General features: G+C 55.9%; 26 protein-coding genes. 3 read left to right on the top strand and 23 right to left on the bottom strand.

The features are described from left to right. Position 1: 1 nt before the first annotated feature. Entirely contained in the window at positions 2-544 is a 543-nt protein-coding gene (locus ACR0KW_RS14835) for a PASTA domain-containing protein (RefSeq protein WP_480805680.1), read from the top strand. A gap of 72 nt (positions 545-616) precedes the next feature. Here the strand turns inward: ACR0KW_RS14835 and ACR0KW_RS14830 are convergent, their stop codons facing one another. The 21 genes from ACR0KW_RS14830 to ACR0KW_RS14730 form a co-directional block, all read right to left on the bottom strand. Next, the gene (locus ACR0KW_RS14830; RefSeq protein ID WP_480805679.1) at positions 617-1,003 is read right to left on the bottom strand and encodes a hypothetical protein; all 387 of its coding nucleotides are present in this window, start codon (positions 1,001-1,003) and stop codon (positions 617-619) included. 1 nt (position 1,004) lies between these two features. Next, positions 1,005-1,445 carry a hypothetical protein gene (locus tag ACR0KW_RS14825; protein ID WP_480805678.1) on the bottom strand — a complete coding sequence of 147 codons (441 nt, stop codon included), beginning with the start codon at positions 1,443-1,445 and terminating at the stop codon, positions 1,005-1,007. Then, a complete protein-coding gene (locus ACR0KW_RS14820; protein WP_480805677.1) occupies positions 1,445-2,476 on the bottom strand; it encodes a phage minor head protein in 1,032 nt (343 codons plus the stop codon). The genes ACR0KW_RS14825 and ACR0KW_RS14820 overlap by 1 nt, the downstream gene beginning before the upstream one ends. Positions 2,477-2,478: 2 nt before the next feature. Further along, entirely contained in the window at positions 2,479-2,853 is a 375-nt protein-coding gene (locus ACR0KW_RS14815) for a hypothetical protein (RefSeq protein WP_480805676.1), read from the bottom strand. Beyond that, positions 2,846-3,223, bottom strand: coding sequence for a hypothetical protein (locus tag ACR0KW_RS14810; RefSeq protein WP_480805675.1), 378 nt, complete (start codon positions 3,221-3,223; stop codon positions 2,846-2,848). The genes ACR0KW_RS14815 and ACR0KW_RS14810 overlap by 8 nt, the downstream gene beginning before the upstream one ends. Next, complete coding sequence (locus tag ACR0KW_RS14805) at positions 3,220-3,747, bottom strand: DnaT-like ssDNA-binding protein (RefSeq protein ID WP_480805674.1); 528 nt, start codon at positions 3,745-3,747, stop codon at positions 3,220-3,222. Before ACR0KW_RS14805 ends, ACR0KW_RS14810 begins: the two co-directional genes overlap by 4 nt. Before the next feature lies 1 nt (position 3,748). Further along, positions 3,749-4,015, bottom strand: coding sequence for a hypothetical protein (locus tag ACR0KW_RS14800; RefSeq protein ID WP_480805673.1), 267 nt, complete (start codon positions 4,013-4,015; stop codon positions 3,749-3,751). Positions 4,016-4,083: 68 nt separating this feature from the next. After that, a complete protein-coding gene (locus ACR0KW_RS14795) occupies positions 4,084-5,226 on the bottom strand; it encodes a major capsid protein (protein WP_480805672.1) in 1,143 nt (380 codons plus the stop codon). Between the two features lie 101 nt (positions 5,227-5,327). After that, positions 5,328-6,104, bottom strand: coding sequence for a DUF6651 domain-containing protein (locus ACR0KW_RS14790; protein ID WP_480805671.1), 777 nt, complete (start codon positions 6,102-6,104; stop codon positions 5,328-5,330). An 86-nt stretch (positions 6,105-6,190) separates the two neighbouring features. Next, on the bottom strand, positions 6,191-7,651 hold the full coding sequence (locus ACR0KW_RS14785) for a DUF4055 domain-containing protein (RefSeq protein ID WP_480805670.1): 1,461 nt from the start codon (positions 7,649-7,651) through the stop codon (positions 6,191-6,193). 3 nt (positions 7,652-7,654) lie between these two features. Next, a complete protein-coding gene (terL, locus tag ACR0KW_RS14780; protein ID WP_480805669.1) occupies positions 7,655-8,992 on the bottom strand; it encodes a phage terminase large subunit in 1,338 nt (445 codons plus the stop codon). 28 nt (positions 8,993-9,020) lie between these two features. Further along, on the bottom strand, positions 9,021-9,503 hold the full coding sequence (locus ACR0KW_RS14775; protein WP_480805668.1) for a hypothetical protein: 483 nt from the start codon (positions 9,501-9,503) through the stop codon (positions 9,021-9,023). 1,019 nt (positions 9,504-10,522) lie between these two features. Further along, positions 10,523-10,918, bottom strand: coding sequence for a hypothetical protein (locus tag ACR0KW_RS14770; protein WP_480805667.1), 396 nt, complete (start codon positions 10,916-10,918; stop codon positions 10,523-10,525). Between the two features lie 360 nt (positions 10,919-11,278). Beyond that, complete coding sequence (locus tag ACR0KW_RS14765; protein ID WP_480805666.1) at positions 11,279-11,650, bottom strand: helix-turn-helix domain-containing protein; 372 nt, start codon at positions 11,648-11,650, stop codon at positions 11,279-11,281. A 2-nt stretch (positions 11,651-11,652) separates the two neighbouring features. Further along, complete coding sequence (locus tag ACR0KW_RS14760; protein ID WP_480805665.1) at positions 11,653-12,327, bottom strand: hypothetical protein; 675 nt, start codon at positions 12,325-12,327, stop codon at positions 11,653-11,655. After that, positions 12,324-12,539 (bottom strand): hypothetical protein, encoded by a 216-nt coding sequence (locus ACR0KW_RS14755; RefSeq protein ID WP_480805664.1) that lies wholly within the window; start codon positions 12,537-12,539, stop codon positions 12,324-12,326. Before ACR0KW_RS14755 ends, ACR0KW_RS14760 begins: the two co-directional genes overlap by 4 nt. Continuing rightward, positions 12,539-13,189, bottom strand: coding sequence for a hypothetical protein (locus ACR0KW_RS14750; protein WP_480805663.1), 651 nt, complete (start codon positions 13,187-13,189; stop codon positions 12,539-12,541). The genes ACR0KW_RS14755 and ACR0KW_RS14750 overlap by 1 nt, the downstream gene beginning before the upstream one ends. Then, positions 13,189-14,103 (bottom strand): helix-turn-helix domain-containing protein, encoded by a 915-nt coding sequence (locus ACR0KW_RS14745; RefSeq protein ID WP_480805662.1) that lies wholly within the window; start codon positions 14,101-14,103, stop codon positions 13,189-13,191. The genes ACR0KW_RS14750 and ACR0KW_RS14745 overlap by 1 nt, the downstream gene beginning before the upstream one ends. Further along, entirely contained in the window at positions 14,100-14,654 is a 555-nt protein-coding gene (locus tag ACR0KW_RS14740; RefSeq protein ID WP_480805661.1) for a GIY-YIG nuclease family protein, read from the bottom strand. Before ACR0KW_RS14740 ends, ACR0KW_RS14745 begins: the two co-directional genes overlap by 4 nt. Next, the gene (locus ACR0KW_RS14735) at positions 14,651-14,851 is read right to left on the bottom strand and encodes a hypothetical protein (RefSeq protein WP_480805660.1); all 201 of its coding nucleotides are present in this window, start codon (positions 14,849-14,851) and stop codon (positions 14,651-14,653) included. The genes ACR0KW_RS14740 and ACR0KW_RS14735 overlap by 4 nt, the downstream gene beginning before the upstream one ends. Beyond that, positions 14,848-15,420 carry an MT-A70 family methyltransferase gene (locus ACR0KW_RS14730; RefSeq protein WP_480805659.1) on the bottom strand — a complete coding sequence of 191 codons (573 nt, stop codon included), beginning with the start codon at positions 15,418-15,420 and terminating at the stop codon, positions 14,848-14,850. The genes ACR0KW_RS14735 and ACR0KW_RS14730 overlap by 4 nt, the downstream gene beginning before the upstream one ends. Positions 15,421-15,734: 314 nt before the next feature. Here ACR0KW_RS14730 and ACR0KW_RS14725 point away from each other — a divergent pair, with 314 nt between their 5' ends. After that, the gene (locus ACR0KW_RS14725) at positions 15,735-16,346 is read left to right on the top strand and encodes a type VI secretion system-associated protein TagO (RefSeq protein ID WP_480805658.1); all 612 of its coding nucleotides are present in this window, start codon (positions 15,735-15,737) and stop codon (positions 16,344-16,346) included. Between the two features lie 7 nt (positions 16,347-16,353). Here the strand turns inward: ACR0KW_RS14725 and ACR0KW_RS14720 are convergent, their stop codons facing one another. Continuing rightward, positions 16,354-16,797 carry a hypothetical protein gene (locus ACR0KW_RS14720; RefSeq protein WP_480805657.1) on the bottom strand — a complete coding sequence of 148 codons (444 nt, stop codon included), beginning with the start codon at positions 16,795-16,797 and terminating at the stop codon, positions 16,354-16,356. 82 nt (positions 16,798-16,879) lie between these two features. Continuing rightward, positions 16,880-17,107, bottom strand: a complete 228-nt coding sequence (locus tag ACR0KW_RS14715) for a hypothetical protein (RefSeq protein ID WP_480805656.1) — start codon at positions 17,105-17,107, stop codon at positions 16,880-16,882. Positions 17,108-17,196: 89 nt separating this feature from the next. Between ACR0KW_RS14715 and ACR0KW_RS14710 the strand changes: the two genes are divergently transcribed. Further along, positions 17,197-17,529 (top strand): helix-turn-helix domain-containing protein, encoded by a 333-nt coding sequence (locus tag ACR0KW_RS14710; RefSeq protein ID WP_480805655.1) that lies wholly within the window; start codon positions 17,197-17,199, stop codon positions 17,527-17,529. Positions 17,530-18,025: the final 496 nt, after the last annotated feature.

The following is an 18,025-nucleotide window of genomic DNA, read 5'->3' as shown; positions in this document are numbered from 1 at the left end:
TATGAGACTCTCGTTGACCTCTGCAATACTCCTCTCTTTAGCACTACCGGTGTTTGCAAACGAAATTACGATGCCAAACGTCATTGGGCGAACTCAGACAGAAGCAGAAAAAATTCTGAATGACGCGGGTTTGAAGTTCAGAGCGCTACCGGGCCAGTCTTGTGTAAAGACCACCGGCGATGTCATTGTTTTTGGTCAGCAGCCACCGCCAGGTGAAAAAGTGAATTCCGACATCACGGCAACTTTTCTTCTGCCCGCAGTTGCAACGGGAACGATTTCTCAGTTTGTCGGTAAATCTTGTGCTTCGCTGGAAAGCTTTCGCGTTGAGCACAAGCTCGGAGGAAAGACGACAGAAATACAAAATCCGCCACCAAAAAAGGTAGAGAAGTGCAACATAGTCGATTCTTGGTCGGAGATAACAGAGCAAAGCTTGAATCCGGGAACATTAGTTTGCGATAGATTGTCATTGTTTGCTACCTGCACCCACAGTTTTCACGTGGACAAGACTTGGGTTTGGAATGGAAGTAGCTGTGTAGGTCTTTAGGCACTTTTGCATACCCCAAAACTCCTCAACCATTGCCCGCACGGTCGGAATGCCTTGAGCTGTGATCCCCCTTCAAACCCTCAGCAACCGATACGGTACGGTGATGGACACGCGATAGGCTCCGGACTTGTCTTTGCGGTAACCGCCAAGAGACGGCGGGTGAATGACCTGACAAGTGCCGAAATTGGTGAGTAGCTGGAATGCATCCAGCACCTTTTGCACCTGTGTGCGCTGGTCCTCGCTGCCTTTGCCACCTGCTGTCACCACGTCGATCTGCAACAGAAGATCCGCATGGGCCTGACCTTTCAGCGTGTTCACACTTGGCTTGACCGGCCCTTCCATGACTTCCCAGCGAGGCACCTCGCCCTTTGCCGAGATATTCGGAAAAACCGTCTGCGGGCGGTCGGACAGGCCCTCGATATAGTCAAGCGCCGCTTTTTGTGCTGCCGTGATGGTCATATCACTCCCTCAGTTTTGCTGCGTTGGCGTTGACGATGCTTTGCCACTGTTGGGCCGCGCCGCGCATGTAGAACCGCGGAGGCACACCGTTGGCGCCATATTCGACATCGGGGCCATATTCGGCCGTCCAGCCCCCGAAGATGACATCCCCCAACTCAAAACCACTTATTGCCAGCACATATGCGTCCGGCCCGGTCAAGGCTGTTGAACCGTTCAGGGTGGCCACGAAGCTGTTTCGCAGGAACCCCGTGTCGACAGGAATCCGTCCTTCAATAAACGGTGCAGTTCCGATGATTGCCTTCTTTGGCTTCTGTGCCGAAGACCCTGTGGTCGTCTGCGCGATCTCAAACACGTCCTGCGCCGATTGCTTGACTACGAGGTCTATGTTCCGTTTGGCTTTCTCCGACCAGTTGCGGATCTGCGCCGTGAATGTGCCTGCCATCAGCGCGCCAGAGACAGCCAGTCTACGGAGACCTGCGCATAGCAGCGGCAGTTGATTACATCACCGCCCGCTGCCCCAAGTGACGTATCTCCCGGGAACAGCAACTGCGCGCCTGTCGGGCTGGCAAACGGTTGCCCCTGGGTGACCTCCTGCCCGTGCATCGATCGGTGAATGTCGCGTGTGCGCGCGTCCAGCGTGGCTGACCACTTGTGCTTGACCGCTTGGCGCGGCACCTCGCCGCTTTCGATCAGCTGCTCGATTGCCTCGTCTCGCCCGGCGTTGAGTGCCTGTATCGTCTCTGTCCGGGCAATTTTCTCGCCGCGGTAGAACAGAAGCCTGTCTGCATATCGCCCCGTGATCTTTGTGATATCCGCTTCCGGGACCGGCCGACCTTCGCGCAATGCCTTGGCTACCGTCCTGTCAAACCGCTCGTCTCGCAAAGATCGCTTGAAATAAGCCCGCATGAGGGCGGGATCTCGCAGTTCGGCGGCTGCCCCCTCGACATATCCCATCTGCCCCGATGTCAGCCCGATCAGGCCGCCTGTGCGTCTGTTTGACCCCCGGCTTACCCGGCCGACCAGATCAAGGGCGATTCCACGGGGATTTCGCCCCGCTTCCAGCCCCGTCTGCAGAACCCGTTGAATTCCCGCCCTCTGATCCCTTGTGATCTCCGTGATCAGGCTCGCTGACCTCTGACGCACCCAAGCCTCTGCTCTCGGGTTCCTCTGTGAGAAGCGAACTATAAGCGGCCCGCCTACGCTCAAGGGCTTTTTTGGCAAGCCCGCTAGTTGATAAACGCCTCCTTGGTAGAATGCGTTTTCGATCTGACGATCCAGCGGGGCAAAGAACTCGTCACGCAGGTTGAGAGCCGCAAGGACTTCGCCCAAGTCTCCGCGCTCAATTGCCGCTTCCAGCGCCGACAATCGGGCCGGAGAGCGGATATCATCGAATGCCGCAAGGAATGCATCTCGAATTTGCGGCTCCAATTGGTCGAGTAGAGCCATGAAGGCCCGCCGGGTGTCTCTGGCCATCGTTAACCCTCGTCAATGCGCCTACGCGCTTGAATGGTATACAATACAGGAACGCCACCAGGTTCCAAGGAATCCACGTTTTTGATGGTGTATTCAGTGCCACCAACCTCAAGCCAATCCTCTGTAGATGGTGTGATTGCGAGCCCGCTTGCGCTCATGAAGACTTTCTTGTCTCCCACCTCCACGTGGTTCTGCGCCTGCTCCATCAACGTGAACTTGTCGATCAATACCGTGACCGGGTGGGGCGTCGGATTGGCGAACACCGGTGAGTGTTCTGAACCGGAGGCTGCGCCTTGGCGGTAGAGCGTGGCGGGTATGCCATCCTCGGCCAGATCCGCGGCCACCTCTGCGGCTAGGGCGTTCCAGTCTTCAGGCATGTTTCACCTTCATCTCATACTTTTGCATGACCTGATCGACCAGCCACTCGGTCATGTAGCAACGAACCTCCGAGTTGTTCGCGTCGATTGGAATGCCTGCGAATTCCAGCAGGTAGTCGACTACGTGAATGCACTCATGAACGATGGTGATGATTGACGGGTTTCCACCCGGGAACACCATCCAAAACAGGCCCGAGCCGTCGAGTTCATTGGTCGAGTAGCCGGCGCCCCCAAGTGCGGCGTCCGGATTGCCGCCGAACCTCTCCAGTTCGGAGCGGGACTCATCCAGATCATTGAACACCAGCACTGTTTGGCGCAACCAACCAACCCATATCAGGTGGTCGCAATTGACAACATGCGGATCACTCATCCCCGTGTTGCCTCGCCAAACAGGTGTGACCCACCGCCGCCTGCCAACAGCCCTGAAATCAAATCCTGAACTGCCAAAAGGACAGGACGCACGCTCTGCGCATCCGTGCGGCTCAGGTCGAAGGTTTTTGAGATTGGGCCAATCTTTTTGGATTTGACGCGGTCTGCGGGCACGTATTCCGGCGTCATGGAACCGGGGCTCGTCAATTCCTTTAGGGCTATCTCAGCACACGCGCGCTGGACCTCTGCCGGGACAGCGTTCGAGGTCACCGCATAACCCTGATCATCAACAACGCCGCTGCGCGGCCACGCCATTGCCTGATCGCGCCCATTGATCTTGCGGCCCTTCCAGTCGAATGACGTCTCCATGAAGGTAGACGCGCGCCGGATGGCAGTTTCCTTGTCCACATCCGCACCGGTCCAGCCTGAACGGCCCATATTGGAATGGTACGTGTCAACGAATGCCAGACTGACCAACGCGTCCGCATCCGCGCGTCCGGTGCCGTCTTCGACCTCCAAAGCCATGTTATGCGTCCACGAACATGATCTTCTTCAGTGCAGCGCGAAGATCAACGGTCTTACCTTTCGGCGCCTCAACACCATTGGCTTTCAGCAGCGCAATGACGTCATTCCGATCCATCTCCTCGATCTCTTCAGGTGACTCGGGAATCGATACACCGTCTGCATCTTCAAAGACCTCGTGCACGTCAGCGTCGAAGTCCGATGCATTGATGACGGTGCAACCGCTCTTGGCGGCTTCGTTAACAATCGTCACGGTTTCCAGTTTGGACATGAGCTTTCCCTCTCTGATGCTGTGGAAGAGGCCGAGTCTCCCCGGCCCCTCTGCAAAGCATCAGCGGCTTAACCGATCAGCAGACCGATATGCTCGCTCTTGATCGCTTTCTGACCCCATGCGAGACGCACGTGGATCACGTTCTGCATGAACTGCTTGTAGAGCGCGATCTCGAAGGCCAGGCCCGAGACATCATCCACGATGGTGGTCATGTCAGCAGCCATATCGCCATCCTTCGGCAGTGCCGGCGCACGGGTCGCGAACACGATTGCCGAGCGGGCAAAGCCGACGTTCGGCGCGTAGCTGTTGCCGACTGTAACCGCGGCGTTGTCGTTCGCCGCCTCGATCAAGCCTGGCTTGCCGATGTTGAACGAACCACCGGACAGATCGGAGTTGACGACGTACTTGTTGCTGTCGCCTGCGACCGTCACGACGTCGCCCGCCAGAATGGTGTTCGAACCGGTATCGACGCCGATTGCGGTGTCACCAGCCGCCAGCGCGCCGCTCAACTGATAGCCAGTGCCGGTGCCCTTGGTGTGACTGCCGATCTGGTGAGAATGACGCAGCGCGAAATTCATCAGACGGTCCGTCATACCGTTACGCAGCATATCCGCAGAACCTGCCTCGTTGACCTTGAACAGGTTGGATTGCTTGCCGCGCATATTGCCGATGGCCGCGTGACCCAGAACAAGTTGCAGATCGTTGGTCGGCGCCCCGTTCTCTTCCAGAATCCGCAGGATGCCCGCAAAGTCGCTCATGTCGCCCGCAGTTGCGAACGGCGTGGTCCCGGCGGTGCCGTAGGCACGAGAGGCCGCGCGATAGGCTTCCAGATACAGGTCACCCTCCATCTCGTTCACCAGAGTGCGCATACCCTGATACAGGCGACCGGCCATGATGGTGGAGAAGGTGCCCGAGTTTTCCAGACCCTTTGTTTCTTCACCATTGAAGCGCACCGGAACGTGGCGGCTCTTGCTGATGGTCACGGCCACGTTTTCAACGGTGTTGTCACCAGTATCCGGCGCGTTGACGCTCGGGGTGTTGTCAGCCGCGGATTCAGCACCAGTGACCGGCACCAGTACGTTTTCATTCAGCGCCGCGCGTTCGACATTGGAACTGCGGGACACAGCCGGGATAAACCCGGTCAATTCGCGGGAAATGACATCCAGCGCTTCGTAGAGGTCGGGGATCAGCCCCGTCAAAGTGTTACCCATGATTCTGCTCCATCATTTGGGTTGGGTTGAAACCGGACGGTTCGTCCGAAAACGGGCCATCCGGCCCTCTGCGCCAGTTGCTTTCCTGCTCGTGGCAAAGATCAGTCGTTGACGATGGTCACCTTGTCCTCGGTCACCGCTTTCTTGGCGGCCGAGGGGTTTTCCTTCGCCAGTTTGTCGTATTCGCTGCGGGTCATGGTCTTGCCGGTTCCGCCACCGTCACCACCATCAGAGCCGCCACCGCTTTGCTGGCGCCCTTTCAGGATGCTGTCACGGAAGGGCGAGGCATCGACCAGAATTTCGAGCGCCTCATCGAAAGTGGCCGCTTCACCGGGGCGTTCTTTCGAATAAATCTGATTGCCGCTGCCATCCTTGGCGATGACCTTACCGTCATCGATCGAGAAGTGGTTCGAGAACGTAGCCTCAACCATCTGGAGCGGTACAGCCATCTTGTCCTTGACGAACTCAGAGCGGGAGAATGATCCGCCGATCAGTTCCTTGTTCAGCGTTTTCTTCAGGCTGTCGTTTTCCTCGACAACGGGTTTGTATTTTTCCTCGACGGCCTTGATTGCTTCGGCCTTGACCTTTTCAACCTCGCCCGCGTCGACAAGTTTCTTGTCATCCAGGTTCTTGACCGTCGCCAAAGCTGCCAATGCTGCGGCAGGATCATCGATTCCATCGAAACCTTTCAACTTGGCCTCAGCGGCTTCCTTTGCTTCGCGGTGGCCTTTCGCCTCACCGTTCAGGCGCGAGATCGTCGACGTTGCGTGCGGCGCATCAAATGCAACATCCTTTCCGGCTTCGTCCACATAGACAGGCTTGCCATCCTGAACTTCCGCATAGGTCTTGCCATCGATTTCCGTCGTCTTCAGCTTCATGGTTTCTCCGTTCTGCGCTTCCACGCATTGCTGTGAGCCATCCGGCTCGGTACGCCCCGTGCATCCGCACAGCGGGCCTGTGAACGTCAGGCGGCGTCGCCTTCGTCTTCACCTGACATTTCGTTGAGGATCTGCTTGATGTCTTCTTCGGCATCGAAGTCGGGCCGCAGGTAGTTGCGCCGCTTGGCCTCGTTGATCAGCGCAGCATGGCTGATGTCGCCATTGTCGTGCATGGTGATCAGGTAGTCGAACCCGTCTTGCTCATCCCATCCGAGATCGAAGTCGGTATCGATGTTGACCGAAGGTTCCTGACCTTCGACCTTCAGCCACATGGCCGTGAATTTGAACGCATTTTCGAGCGCGTCTTTCAGCGACAGGGCCCAATCCTGAATGGCCGCATTACCCTTCTTGGCGGCCACAGCCGTGGTGATCACAGTGAGGTTGCCGGATTGTGCGGTCAGCGGTTGGCGACCGAGTTCCCGCAGTTCCTTGATCGTCTCCTTGATGTCCTTGGCAAGGAATTCCAGCGACTGCGCGCCTGGCTCAATGAACTTCCACTCACCGGCGACACCATCAAAAGTCGGGGCGTAGAGGACAGCATGGGGGCCGACCGGAACCTTGACGGGGTTCCCATTGCTGTCCGTCGCAGGTGAAACACCACTTGCCGTGAGCATCGGGAAGCACGTCAGGTCCTTGGCGTGCTTCAAACCGCTCAGTTCCTGGTACAGTTCGATCTGCAGATAGGCCGCGTCCTGCATGGGCGGGTGAACACGCCATGACTTGCCGATGCGCCGACCGGTCAGGAACGGAACCAGAGGAATGACACCGATCGACAGCGCCGTTGGGCCTTCAACCGAGACCCAATCCTCTTTGCCTTTGTCATCCTTCTGCTTTTCCCAGATTTCGAACTGCGCGGGACCGTAACCGCCGCCCTCAAGCTCGGGGCGCTCAAGAACCCTTACACGCTCGACTGTCTCTTCGCTGAACCCAACCCGCTTTTTCTGCGGCTCATTCAACCGGACATGGATGAATTGTTCATCGCCTTCGATCTGGGCGGAATAAGCGGCCAGAACGCTTGTCGCGGGGTAGTGCACCCAATACGGGCGGGCACCGATGCGCTTTTCATCGGCAACCGTCGCGCCTTGCGGGACGTCCTTGGTGTAATCGACCAGTATCCAGTCGATCCCGTTGTTGATACCAGCAAAGAAGCGGTCAGCGCTGAAGACATGCAGGCTGGAGCCTTTGCTGTCGACGTTTTCGGCGAAGTCCTCGAATTCCTTGTTCCCGCTGTCGTTGCCCAGCGTCACCTGCTTGCCAAACGGCCGCTGCGCCAGGTTCTCGGTGATATCCCGAAACACGTTGATGAACTTGGCGTTCTTCTTTCGGAGTTCGTAGTTTTCCTTCGGCTCGTCCTTGTGCTTGGGCAGGTTGGTTTCACCTGCCGCACGCATGGACTTGGCGCCGCCCAGAATGGCATCCACCATGGCCCAATAATCTCTCATCGCGTCGTGGTCAGACGACGTGTTGTTCGGTTGGTCTGTGGTCATGGATTACCCGTATGTTCCGAAAAGGGCGGTTGGTGCTGCTTTCAGAAGTCCATTGAATGCCCGGCTTGTGCTGTCGGCGTCATCGTCATGCGCTGCCTCCGGAAACCCTTCCAGCTCAGACATCCAACGTTCGTTCCATGGGCCGCGAACATAGTGAACGTTTCCGGCCTCAGCCTGTGCCGAGAAGGCGCTGAATCTCGTGATCTTGTCCCCGGTTTCCGGGCTGGATCTGACATTGAAACCCATCAGCATCTTCTTGAGCGCTGCGACCTGCGATTTGCCCGCCTGCCCCGGATCTTGCGGGAGGTCGATCATGACCTCTTTTCCGTCTTGCTCGGCGGTGTTTTTGATCAGCCGTTCAACCCCGGCTGGTCCTTGCCGGTCTGCGGTGTGGTGGCCGACTATTATTCGATCGTCCGGTGTGATCCCGACCTTTGTGCCGCAGGTCCAGTCCGGATCATTTGCATCCGTCTTTGGTGTGCTGGCGAGGTCCCATCCTCTGACCCAGCGCGTGCCGGAGGGAATAACATCGATGGGCGATACCCATTCGCGTCTGAAATACAGCCCTGCCGCCGGCCGGATTTTCCAGTTTCCCCCGAGAAGGCGCTCACGCTCGACCAGAGGCAGCGCCAGAAGGTTCGCCATGTATTCAGGGTTCGCCTGCATCAGAGCTTTGTTGTCGGTCAGCTTGGCCGGTATGAACGTCACCGACTTGGGCGGTATCGGCACGGTGTTCCCATGCTCATCAACCATCGTGTATTCAGCCAGGTCTTGCGGATTGTCTGCCCAATGAATGGCGTCCCCGATCCGAACAAAGTAGCGCAGCACCCCTGCCCGTTCCGGTATGGCGTAGCCCGTGTCCTGATCGATCCACCATGCGATGAAGCGTGCGACCCAGCTGTCCGCGTCCGGGTTGCAGGTTGCCCGGATATAGGGGCGAACCCCGCACATCGAGCGGTTGCGGCTGACCATGTAGAAGAACTGCTTTTCAGAGAAGTGCGTCAACTCATCGAAGCAGATCAGCGGGATTTGCGATCCCTGATAGTTCCTGACCGTCTTTTCATGCTCGAGATGCGTGAACTTGATCTTTGAGCCTGACGGGAACACCCACTGCAGGGCATGAGTGCGGGGCGCAGCTCCAAGAAGCGGGAATAGTTCAGCGCTCTCGTCCCAAAGACCGCCTTCGTTTGTGATCTGTGTTGTGGTCCGGCGAAAAAACACCGCGCCAAACCTGCCATTGCTGACGTGCCGTAGGGGCTCCATAAGAAGACCCCATGTTTTTCCGCCCCCGGCACTGCCGCCGTAAATGACAATGTCTGCCGTTGAAGACAGAAATTGCATCTGCGGTCCATTTTGGGGGCGAATGACCCTACTTGTCGCGCCCATTATCGGGAAGCTGGAAGGTGACCACCTGATTCAGAGGTGTCATCGACCCATCTGGCGAGGTGACTTCTGTCTCTGACTTGTCAGTCTGCGCGAGCATCTGTTTTCCGAGCCATATCTGCATGGTGACGTTGCCGCCTATAGCCGACTTCCACTGAGCGCGGCGAAGGCTGACTTTGCCGTCAGATGAGTGCCTTTTATAGAACTCCGCAAAACCTTGCCCGGTTTCCTCCTTCAAGCGGCGGTCGATGGTGTCGGATGAAACCCCGAGAACCTGAGCGCATTCCTCCGCTGTGCACTGGATCTCGACCATCGCCTTGAGCTGTTCCATGTCGATCTCGACCTTGGGCCGCCCGCCTCCGTTGGTCTTTGCGCGCTTTGGTGCGGCTGCCGTTTTCCGCGAAGTCTTCGGCTTTGCCTTTGTGGTTTTACGGGCTGCCATGGATTTTGGATTCTCCCGTTTTTTCATTTAGCGAGACGGAGGCACTTGCTGCCACCTGCGCCCCCGTCTCTTATCCAAAGCCAGTGCTGACCCGAGGGGGAAGGTTCCGGTTAAGGATGGCTTTGAATTCTCGATGGCGCGTGGACCGGCCGACTGAACGGCGGCGTCCTCTTCAAGATGTACCTTCCGTGACATCACCATTTTGAGCGCGGGCCGGGCTTGATACCGGCTTCATCCGTTTACCCGCGACAGAAAAGGCGCGACCGGCCCCTTGGGCTTCCGGCTAATCATTATCGGCCCCTGCCTGCGTGTCCTTCCACGCCGCCGCGCTCAGGAGGTGTGCCCCCGATCAACGATGCAAGCACGCTTTGCACCTAACGACAGCACACCACCAAAGAGCGGCGCAATGCGAGACTCTCGCATCGACTAATATTGCTTAACTTTCCGTCATCGCACTTGAACCCAAGCTAGACCATCGTAGTTTTAGGTACATGAAGAACCAAGAGCAGTCGCTTAGGGCTAGATTGATCCAAGCACTAATGATCATTGGTGCGGTGGCTTCAATTCTGAGCCTAGTTCTCGTGCTAACGATTTTCTAGCAGGGGACAAAATCGCCGGGCCCAGAGGCTACAAGTTTGGAAGACCGTGCCCCTGGAGACCCTAACTTCAACCGAGGGAGATCGAGGTGACGACCTCACTCCCTCCATCAGCTCACCATATGACCCTGCAGGTGAAAACCTCAATACCTGTACACGATATTTTAATCTGACCAAGATTGCCGCTAGTGCTGACTACGGGGCGCGGTATCTTCCCCTTGTATTCGGATTGCCAGGCTTTCCCCGGCGCGGGCGCATGACTGCCTCCATCGCGAGCGTGAAAGAGATATCATTCGCCGAAAATGAAAGAGGCGGGCTCATTTTGGGCCCACCTCTTCGATGATGCCCAGATATCGCACCTGAGGACTCCTTTCAAGAGTTTTTTGAAGGACGTCCGCTATTTTCGTGAAGGCGCATCAAATCAGACCATCCCTCTAATGCACACCTTTGCTATGGACAGATGACTTCTCGACCGTATTTGTCAAAACACGCCGGAACATCAAAGTAGCATTCTTCAGAATCTCCGACCGGAAGGCAAAAATCTGACAAGCAATGAGCGAGATTATCATTTCCCCAAGTGCAATCATGAATTACTTCAGCCAGCTCGTGCTCTTGGGCAATCGACAATTGATCAATTGAACTAGCGATCGGAACGGTACAAGCTTCACGGGTATTTTCCTCATTCGCTTCCCCGCGTGCAATCGGCTCATATCCTGGTTTGACATAGGGGTCATAACGAAAAATACATTGAACACCGTCTTCATTTCGGTTGTATGCACCAGCGCTGCATCCAAGAGATTTGCAGCGCTCAAGACATCCAGCCAATGTAATAGACTTTGCTCGCATTGTCGTTTCTGTGCAAAACGGCTCAACGATATTCGAAGGGACTATATTGAGTAGCTCGTGTCCACTAGCGGACACTGGCATAGCAATCATTGGGCCGACCAACAGAGCTGATAGAAACACAATCCGTATTCGTAACATTTCTCACTCCAATTCTCGCAATAAAATGAAGTCTCATTTTACCACAAAATGCCGAAAAAACCCATCATGGCATCCTCTCAACAATCGCCTCTCAGTGTACAAAACCACCCGAACCCATCGAAAAAAAGTCAGCGGCAATTGCCGTCCTCTAGGTTCTCTTCATCATGATGGCGCTTGGCGATTTGCGGGCGAGAAACAGTTCAAGGTTCACGACATGCGATCTCATGCGGCAGTCCTCCAGCTTTTGAAGTGCCCGAGCAGTTCCCGTCGACTTACCATGATCGGTGAGACGTATTCATCTGCCGCGCGCTTGACGATGTCATAGCTGCGGTGGAATTCCTCATCGACGCAAATCAGATAATCGGCCCGCTCGATCGCTGACTTGATGGTGGTGTGGTCGCGGTTGCCGAACCTGCGGCCGATCTCCGGAAGGCTCATTCCGGTCCGGTCCCGGATGACCTTCACGGCGATGAAGCGCGGGCGGGTTTGGTCGCGCGTTCGACCCGGCCCGGTGAGATCATCCAAGGAAATGTCGAATTCCAGGCACGTGGCCATTTGGATGGCTTCGCATGTGGTCAGGGGATTCTTGTTCATCGTTACCTCACTCTCACGATGCCAATCCGTTGGGCATCTAATCCGTACTCCTGAAAGGCTTCGTCTATGGCTTCAAGCGCGTCGACCAGAGCCGCTTTCAGCTTCTGGGACTGCTGCTTGGGGATAAATTGAGTTCCGGTGTCGCTGCGCCGCGCCCACCATCCGAAGCGCATGGCCACCTCAGTGACATCGAACCCGTAGACACAGATCGGATCAACCAGCTGCTGTGCCGCGAGGTTGCGATGCTCCCCGACCCTGAATTTCCGACTGTTGGCGCGGTGCCGGATGATGGGCAAGTCTTTCATGCAGCGTTGAGCAACATTGGCGATCTGGCGGGCCTCGATCATCGCCGGGGTGACGCCGCCCCCTGCCCCGTGCTTTCCCCCGTCGACGGATTCCTGCGCGAAGCTGTTGCCGTGGCCATGTTCGGCCAACTGAACACTCCCGCCGTAGAGATTTCCCACGGCACGGAGTTCATCCTTGATGACCAGCTTGGAGGACATGAGGAACCGGGCGTCATTGGCGTGATCCAGCCAGGTCAAACGCTCTTCCTTGTCGCCATTGGCGGTGGGCTTGCGCTCATAGATCACTTGACCAGGCACGAGAGACCGACGCGCGCCGCCGGCCGCCATCCGCCGCATGAACTCTGCCTCTCGTTTGCCTGGCTTTTTGGTCACCGCCGCCGCTCCCCGTACTGCTTCTTCGCCTCGTTGATGAAGGCCTGACGCGTCCAGTCATCCAGAACGGTTTCCGGGTCGATCACGATGAGCCCGAGCTTTTGCCATGCCTGCCTGTAGGCTTCCTGATTGCGCCGATCCGCCTCGGCACCCGTTGGGGGCTCAGCGTTCGCCATCCCGTAGACCGAGCTTATCCGGGGTTCTCCGCGCATCAGCTGGCCTTCTTCTCTTCGAAATCGAACCCGGCGGAAGCCGCCTTGGCCTTGTCGCTGTCGATCAAGTCGTCTTGCCCGGACAGGCGGCGCGCAGCGTCATCATGGATGCGTTCTCTGCGGGCCCTTTGCTTGAGCGCGAAATCTTCGCCGTATTGACGTTTCTCCGCCTCGAACAAACCGACGCGATATCGGTTCAGATCAACTTCCCGGATCAGGCCACGATGCAAAAGCTCGGCCGCGTTCTGGCCGTAAATCCAGAACTCAGGGACCGCCTCACCATCCTTGATACGATCGGCGTTGACTTTGTGCGGCGTCCGCGGCTGCGTGATGATGTCCTCGTCCTCAAGCTTCACCTCTTCCAGCGCCGCACCGGTGGCAGTGAGCAGGATCTTGATCGAAGGCCAGGACCGGGCCCCGTGTCGCCGGCGCACCTGCTGGCCGATGTGGGTGAGCAGAATGTCGAAGGTGGCATCCCCGATCGAGGACGGGATTTCCCGGTTCACATCGCCAACCATCAGATTGATTTCATCCCGAACCCGAACGTCGGACAGATGCGTCGGCACCTCGTACTGTCGCAGCATGCCGTCGACGTCGTTGTACAGGAAATTGAAAATCCGGGCTTCGCGGTCTTCACATTTCAAGGCCATCACGCGCCCCCTTTCTGGTGTTCGAGGAAGGATTGACTGCCCTGTGGGAACAGGTTGTTCAGTCGATCGTCGGAAGTGACTTGCGGTGCGTCCCCGCCCTGCATGAGACTGTCGAGACGCTGGTCCGTGGTCATCGCGGCGTTGCGGGCGTGGGTTTGGTCATCTTTCCAGCGGCCCTCGTTTAGCCATCGGGAAAAATGAACAATGTACTGCGTGTCCGTTCCCTTAATGGTTCGGATGAAGGCGCCCAACGCGGGAAGTATTTGCTCCCGTGTCGCCTTCTTTCGTGCCTTGAGCCACGCTTTCAGGGCAGCGTCCTTCCCGGTTTTCCGAGGGTAGTGAATCCAGACTTCCTCGAATTCCTGCTCCAGTGCCGTCTCTTGCTCCCTCTTGGACGGCATGCGAACGACTGTTTCCTGATCGTCGATCCCAGAAAGCAAATCCTCGCGCGCAATGGTGGGTTCATGGAGGGTTGATGGGTGGTTCAAGGATGGTTTGGGTGCACCAGATGCACGTGTGGGGTGAATCTCCTGCACCCCATGGGGTGAATCTCCTGCACGTGTGGGGTGCACCCCTTGCACGGGTGAATCTCCTGCACGTGTGGTTTTGGAGGTTTCATCAGCGGCCAAGTCGAGCCTTTTCACGGCCGCCAAATTGATCTGATAGACGTTCGTGAAGCCGTTGTCACACTTCTTGTGGCCGACCTCAGAAATGATGCCCTGAGCCTCAAATTCCTTGATTGAGTTCTGAACGGATCGCTTACTGAGTTCTGTTTCTCGAGCGATCCTGGCTTTGCTCGTCCAAACCCCAGAACCATCGTCAGAAGCACGATCCGCCATGTACATGATCACGGCCTTTTTTGTCGCAGACCCAAAAATCCGCTTCTGGCAGAGCGTCATAACCTCATTGCTCATTTCACGGTCCCTCCAGTGGAGGATGATTTCGCAAGATTAAGCCGCACTCTGAATGATGGGTTCACCTCAGCGTAGCGATCTGCTGCGCTCTCCAGTTCTTCTTTGGAAAGGTGCTCGTATACGGCTTCCATATCGCGTGTATCGAGACCGCAGCGATCTGCTGTTACGTAAACCGTCGCAGGGTCGATGAAGCAGCGTTTTTCGGTCAGAGAAAAACGCTGGGAGAACAAGCCGATCAACTCTTGCAACTGGTCTCGCAAGCGATCTGAAACCATCTGCTTGGCGTCAAACACATTTAGCTTGAAGAATTCCCGCTGATCAGAAACCCGGTGTTCCGCAAGTTCCTTATGGATATCCGCTTCCAGCGCTGTGCAATCCGGGCTCAAGACCTCCATCTCGATGGTGAAGGGTGCGGGAACCCCTGTCTGGTACAGCTCGTTTTTCCGACGCGCTGTGCTGCGAGACGTACGTCCGATCTTCACCAACCCCGGCATTGAGGTGTTACTGAGGATGTAGACGTATCCATATTTGGGGAAATCAGTGATCTTCATTTGCTCACCTCGAGGGCCTTGAACAGCGTCAGAGCCTTGAGGTCTGCGCTGTAGTTCCGTGGTCTTTTCTTCGCGAGTTTCCGGTAGAAGGCGATCCAGCCGTCCAGTTCGGATATCGGGAAAATGCCGGACCATTTCTTGATCGTGTGGCGGTACTTGGTTCCGCAGGGGCACATGGTGACGGTGGGTGTGGTCATGCCGCCACCTCGTCAAACTTGCCGACCTCGTTGCCGAACTGGTCCCATCCGGGCCGTTCCTGCCTGCTGAACAGTTCCAGCCGTGGAACGGCTTCGCATAGCGTCTCGGCCGCCTGAAACGCTTCCTCGGGCTTGCGTGAATGTTCGCGCACGACTCCTTCAATGACGGATCGCACAGACCGGGACGTTTTGGGCTTGCCAATGGTTCCGATCAGGAAGGGTTCACCAGAGCAACGGAGAATGTAGCCTGTGCCAAAAGCTTGCTTGCCCCCGGTGGTCTTCTTCGACCAGTGGCCGGCGGTTTTGAAATCGAAGCCCCAAGCGCCCAGCACATCGATGGCCTGCGGCAACATCGGGTTTGTCGCCCAAAGCCATAAAACGCAGTCCGGCGCAGCAAGCTTGTCGACCTGTAGGGCTTTGATGCCGTCGAGCGTCCAGCAGTCGTATTGGGAGATCGCGTTTTTCTTTTCCCCGGCCTTCGACCAGTTCTTGAAGGTCCATGGCGGATCCGCAACGATCAGACCGTAGCGCAGCGGCGGTATCTGGTTGAACTCGGTGAAGACGGCCATCAGCACCCCCACCAAGAGTTGAGCACACCTTGGCGGCACAGAGGTTGGATTCGTACGGTGATCGGCCGCAAAGCGGCTGAGGGTCTTGCCTGTGTCATTTCCGTACCTCTTGGCGTGTGCCCGCACATGCGGCGGGTCTGGTTACGCTCTGGTTGTGATCGGGGTTCCTTGGTGAATGGTGGTCATTGGGTGGTCTAAATGCATCGGAACAATCTCAAACTGAGCCATTGAACGGCCACAATTCTCCTGATTGTATGTCTGGTGAAACGAGTTCGGATTTCAGCTCGCCCCAAGAAGAAGCGAAGGATTGATTTATGAATAAGCTCTTGGCCGGAGCCGCAGTTTTTATGTTGTTTTGCGGATCTACAGCGTTTGCGCTTGAGGAATGCGCAAGCATCGACAACGATCTGGACCGCCTGGCGTGCTATGACAAAATATCTGGCCGCACGCCGAAAACTGAAATCGTTGCACCAAAGGGAAGCGAATGGCTGGTTCGCAAGGACAAATCCGACTTTGAGGACACCACAGATGTTTTTCTGTCGGTTGAATCCAAAGAACCTGCGCAGTGCGGAAGGTATGGGACTCCGGAAAAGGCAACTTTGATGGTCAGATGCATGGAAAACACCACTTCCATTTTTCTGATCACCAATTGCCACTTGGCATCCGGACACGGCGGTTACGGAGTTATTGATTACCGCATCGACGATCAACCGGCAGGTGACCGGAACTTCGATGCCAGTACAGACAATAGAGCGCTCGGGCTGTGGCGCGGCGGAAGTTCGATCCCCTTCATCAAGAAATTGATTGGATCTGAAAGAGTTCTGATGCGGTTTACACCTTACAGCGAGTCTAAGACGACTGTTGAGTTCAATACGGCAGGTCTCGAAGAAGCCATTGCCCCCCTCAGAAAGGCATGTAACTGGTAGGGTCATGTCACGTGTTCCCTGTCAAACTGACTTCCATCGCGGTAATTCGCGCGCGGAGGTCGGCCAGAATGGGTTTCAGTTGAGCTTTCTCCTGATGGTCTATCCGGCCATCCTCCAGGAACTCAGCCATTGAGCCGCTGGCAGACAGCAGCTCCGTAAGAAGCTGAGGGGCCGTGATGTCGCTTGGTTCCGTGGACCGAACCTCGAATGGCATGTGCTTGATCGTCGCGGCGAAGAACGCCTGACCAAGCACAGAGCAAAGCGATTGGTATCGCTCAAGCGAGGGCATTGCATCGCCCGCCTTGTAACTTTCGATGGTGCGTTTGCAGACACCGCTGGCATCAGCCAACTCCTGACAGGAGTACCGTTTCCCCTGCCCGACAAACAAATTCAGGGCTGATTTCAGGGATCGTTGCGCAGCTTCTTGCGAAACGACAAGGTCATTGCTCATAGGACTGCTCCTGCCGTCATGCCATTCTCAGGGCATGTTGAAGAGTGATTTGAGTACGAAAGAATTTGAGCGGGGGCCGTCGTCATTGGTCGGCGGCCTCCGCTTTCACGTTGTCCGGCTGAATGAAGCCAAACAGATCATCCGGGCAGTCGATGCCATTCTCAACACAGAGATCAGAAACAACTCGAAACCACCGGGGCGAAAATTTTCCGGCGGCAATTGAATTGGTGATTGCCGACTTGCTTACATTGAGTGCGTCAGCGAGTTGCTTCCGCCCTATCACGTCACAAACTTGTTCAACCGTCATCATGACGCAGAGTTTAGTACATAAATTATGTACCTACAAGAAAAACAAAACGGATACGTTCACATTTTATGTACCAAAAGTAGAAATTAGGAATGACTTTTGAAGAAAAAGAGCGCCTTGCCAGAACTCGAGACTCCTCAATGGAGGCAGCAGGACTACGTCTGCGTGCAGCCAGACAAGTTGCAGGACTCAGTCTGGAAAAATTTGGTGAAGCGGTTGGGAAAGGAAAAGCTGCCATCAGTAATGCTGAGAAGGCAAGATCGTTCCCTAGTCGTGATATGATGCTGTTCTTGCATCGAGAGCACCGGATAGACTTCAATTTTCTGATTGTTGGCGAGTTTGTTCAACTGCCCCAAGACGTGCAGGATCGACTTTTCCCGGAGCTTGCTTCCTTAGACAGTGAAGCGGATCAAAAACCCAGTTAAGATCGACTCCCAGCTTCGCAAGCTTTGCTCCTACAGCGAATATGATAGCGCTTCGAAAATTGGCGAACTTCTCCATACAATCCCCCTATCCTTGAAAATCCGGCAGCAAAAACCCGCTGTGGCGGGAAAGGGATTGTGACAGGCGCTCAAGGATAGATCCGAGCTTTTCGACTCTCACTTTGCACCCAACCCGCACTGAAACAATGAAGGAACATCCAGTCGCGATATGTGGTGCTTTGGGCTGACGGACATGATCACCCCGCCACCTGGCGCACCAGATGTTGTTTTGCCTCGGCATTTTGGGCTTTGTTTCCTCTAAGGAATTTCTCAGTTTCTAGAAGGCTGGGCTTCTGGCTTTAGCTGGTCAAGGAAAAACAGGTTTGCTTCACAGTATTCCGTGAAAAATCATAAACCATTACGATAATCGTATTATTTTACCATATAAATCAGGACATTATTGGACAATCCGCCATTTCCATCGCCTCGGTTGCCGAAT

The sequence above is a fragment of the Ruegeria sp. CG11 genome (assembly GCF_056537245.1).
This window is presented reverse-complemented; position numbering and strand designations above follow the sequence as displayed.

Coding starts and splice junctions, on each gene's coding strand:
- ACR0KW_RS14835 (WP_480805680.1), top strand. CDS start 2: ATGAGACTCTCGTTGACCTCTGCAATACTCCTCTCTTTAGCACTACCG.
- ACR0KW_RS14830 (WP_480805679.1), bottom strand. CDS start 1,003: ATGACCATCACGGCAGCACAAAAAGCGGCGCTTGACTATATCGAGGGC.
- ACR0KW_RS14825 (WP_480805678.1), bottom strand. CDS start 1,445: ATGGCAGGCACATTCACGGCGCAGATCCGCAACTGGTCGGAGAAAGCC.
- ACR0KW_RS14820 (WP_480805677.1), bottom strand. CDS start 2,476: ATGGCCAGAGACACCCGGCGGGCCTTCATGGCTCTACTCGACCAATTG.
- ACR0KW_RS14815 (WP_480805676.1), bottom strand. CDS start 2,853: ATGCCTGAAGACTGGAACGCCCTAGCCGCAGAGGTGGCCGCGGATCTG.
- ACR0KW_RS14810 (WP_480805675.1), bottom strand. CDS start 3,223: ATGAGTGATCCGCATGTTGTCAATTGCGACCACCTGATATGGGTTGGT.
- ACR0KW_RS14805 (WP_480805674.1), bottom strand. CDS start 3,747: ATGGCTTTGGAGGTCGAAGACGGCACCGGACGCGCGGATGCGGACGCG.
- ACR0KW_RS14800 (WP_480805673.1), bottom strand. CDS start 4,015: ATGTCCAAACTGGAAACCGTGACGATTGTTAACGAAGCCGCCAAGAGC.
- ACR0KW_RS14795 (WP_480805672.1), bottom strand. CDS start 5,226: ATGGGTAACACTTTGACGGGGCTGATCCCCGACCTCTACGAAGCGCTG.
- ACR0KW_RS14790 (WP_480805671.1), bottom strand. CDS start 6,104: ATGAAGCTGAAGACGACGGAAATCGATGGCAAGACCTATGCGGAAGTT.
- ACR0KW_RS14785 (WP_480805670.1), bottom strand. CDS start 7,651: ATGACCACAGACCAACCGAACAACACGTCGTCTGACCACGACGCGATG.
- terL (WP_480805669.1), bottom strand. CDS start 8,992: ATGCAATTTCTGTCTTCAACGGCAGACATTGTCATTTACGGCGGCAGT.
- ACR0KW_RS14775 (WP_480805668.1), bottom strand. CDS start 9,503: ATGAAAAAACGGGAGAATCCAAAATCCATGGCAGCCCGTAAAACCACA.
- ACR0KW_RS14770 (WP_480805667.1), bottom strand. CDS start 10,918: ATGCGAGCAAAGTCTATTACATTGGCTGGATGTCTTGAGCGCTGCAAA.
- ACR0KW_RS14765 (WP_480805666.1), bottom strand. CDS start 11,650: ATGAACAAGAATCCCCTGACCACATGCGAAGCCATCCAAATGGCCACG.
- ACR0KW_RS14755 (WP_480805664.1), bottom strand. CDS start 12,539: ATGCGCGGAGAACCCCGGATAAGCTCGGTCTACGGGATGGCGAACGCT.
- ACR0KW_RS14750 (WP_480805663.1), bottom strand. CDS start 13,189: ATGGCCTTGAAATGTGAAGACCGCGAAGCCCGGATTTTCAATTTCCTG.
- ACR0KW_RS14745 (WP_480805662.1), bottom strand. CDS start 14,103: ATGAGCAATGAGGTTATGACGCTCTGCCAGAAGCGGATTTTTGGGTCT.
- ACR0KW_RS14740 (WP_480805661.1), bottom strand. CDS start 14,654: ATGAAGATCACTGATTTCCCCAAATATGGATACGTCTACATCCTCAGT.
- ACR0KW_RS14735 (WP_480805660.1), bottom strand. CDS start 14,851: ATGACCACACCCACCGTCACCATGTGCCCCTGCGGAACCAAGTACCGC.
- ACR0KW_RS14730 (WP_480805659.1), bottom strand. CDS start 15,420: ATGGCCGTCTTCACCGAGTTCAACCAGATACCGCCGCTGCGCTACGGT.
- ACR0KW_RS14725 (WP_480805658.1), top strand. CDS start 15,735: ATGAATAAGCTCTTGGCCGGAGCCGCAGTTTTTATGTTGTTTTGCGGA.
- ACR0KW_RS14720 (WP_480805657.1), bottom strand. CDS start 16,797: ATGAGCAATGACCTTGTCGTTTCGCAAGAAGCTGCGCAACGATCCCTG.
- ACR0KW_RS14715 (WP_480805656.1), bottom strand. CDS start 17,107: ATGATGACGGTTGAACAAGTTTGTGACGTGATAGGGCGGAAGCAACTC.
- ACR0KW_RS14710 (WP_480805655.1), top strand. CDS start 17,197: ATGACTTTTGAAGAAAAAGAGCGCCTTGCCAGAACTCGAGACTCCTCA.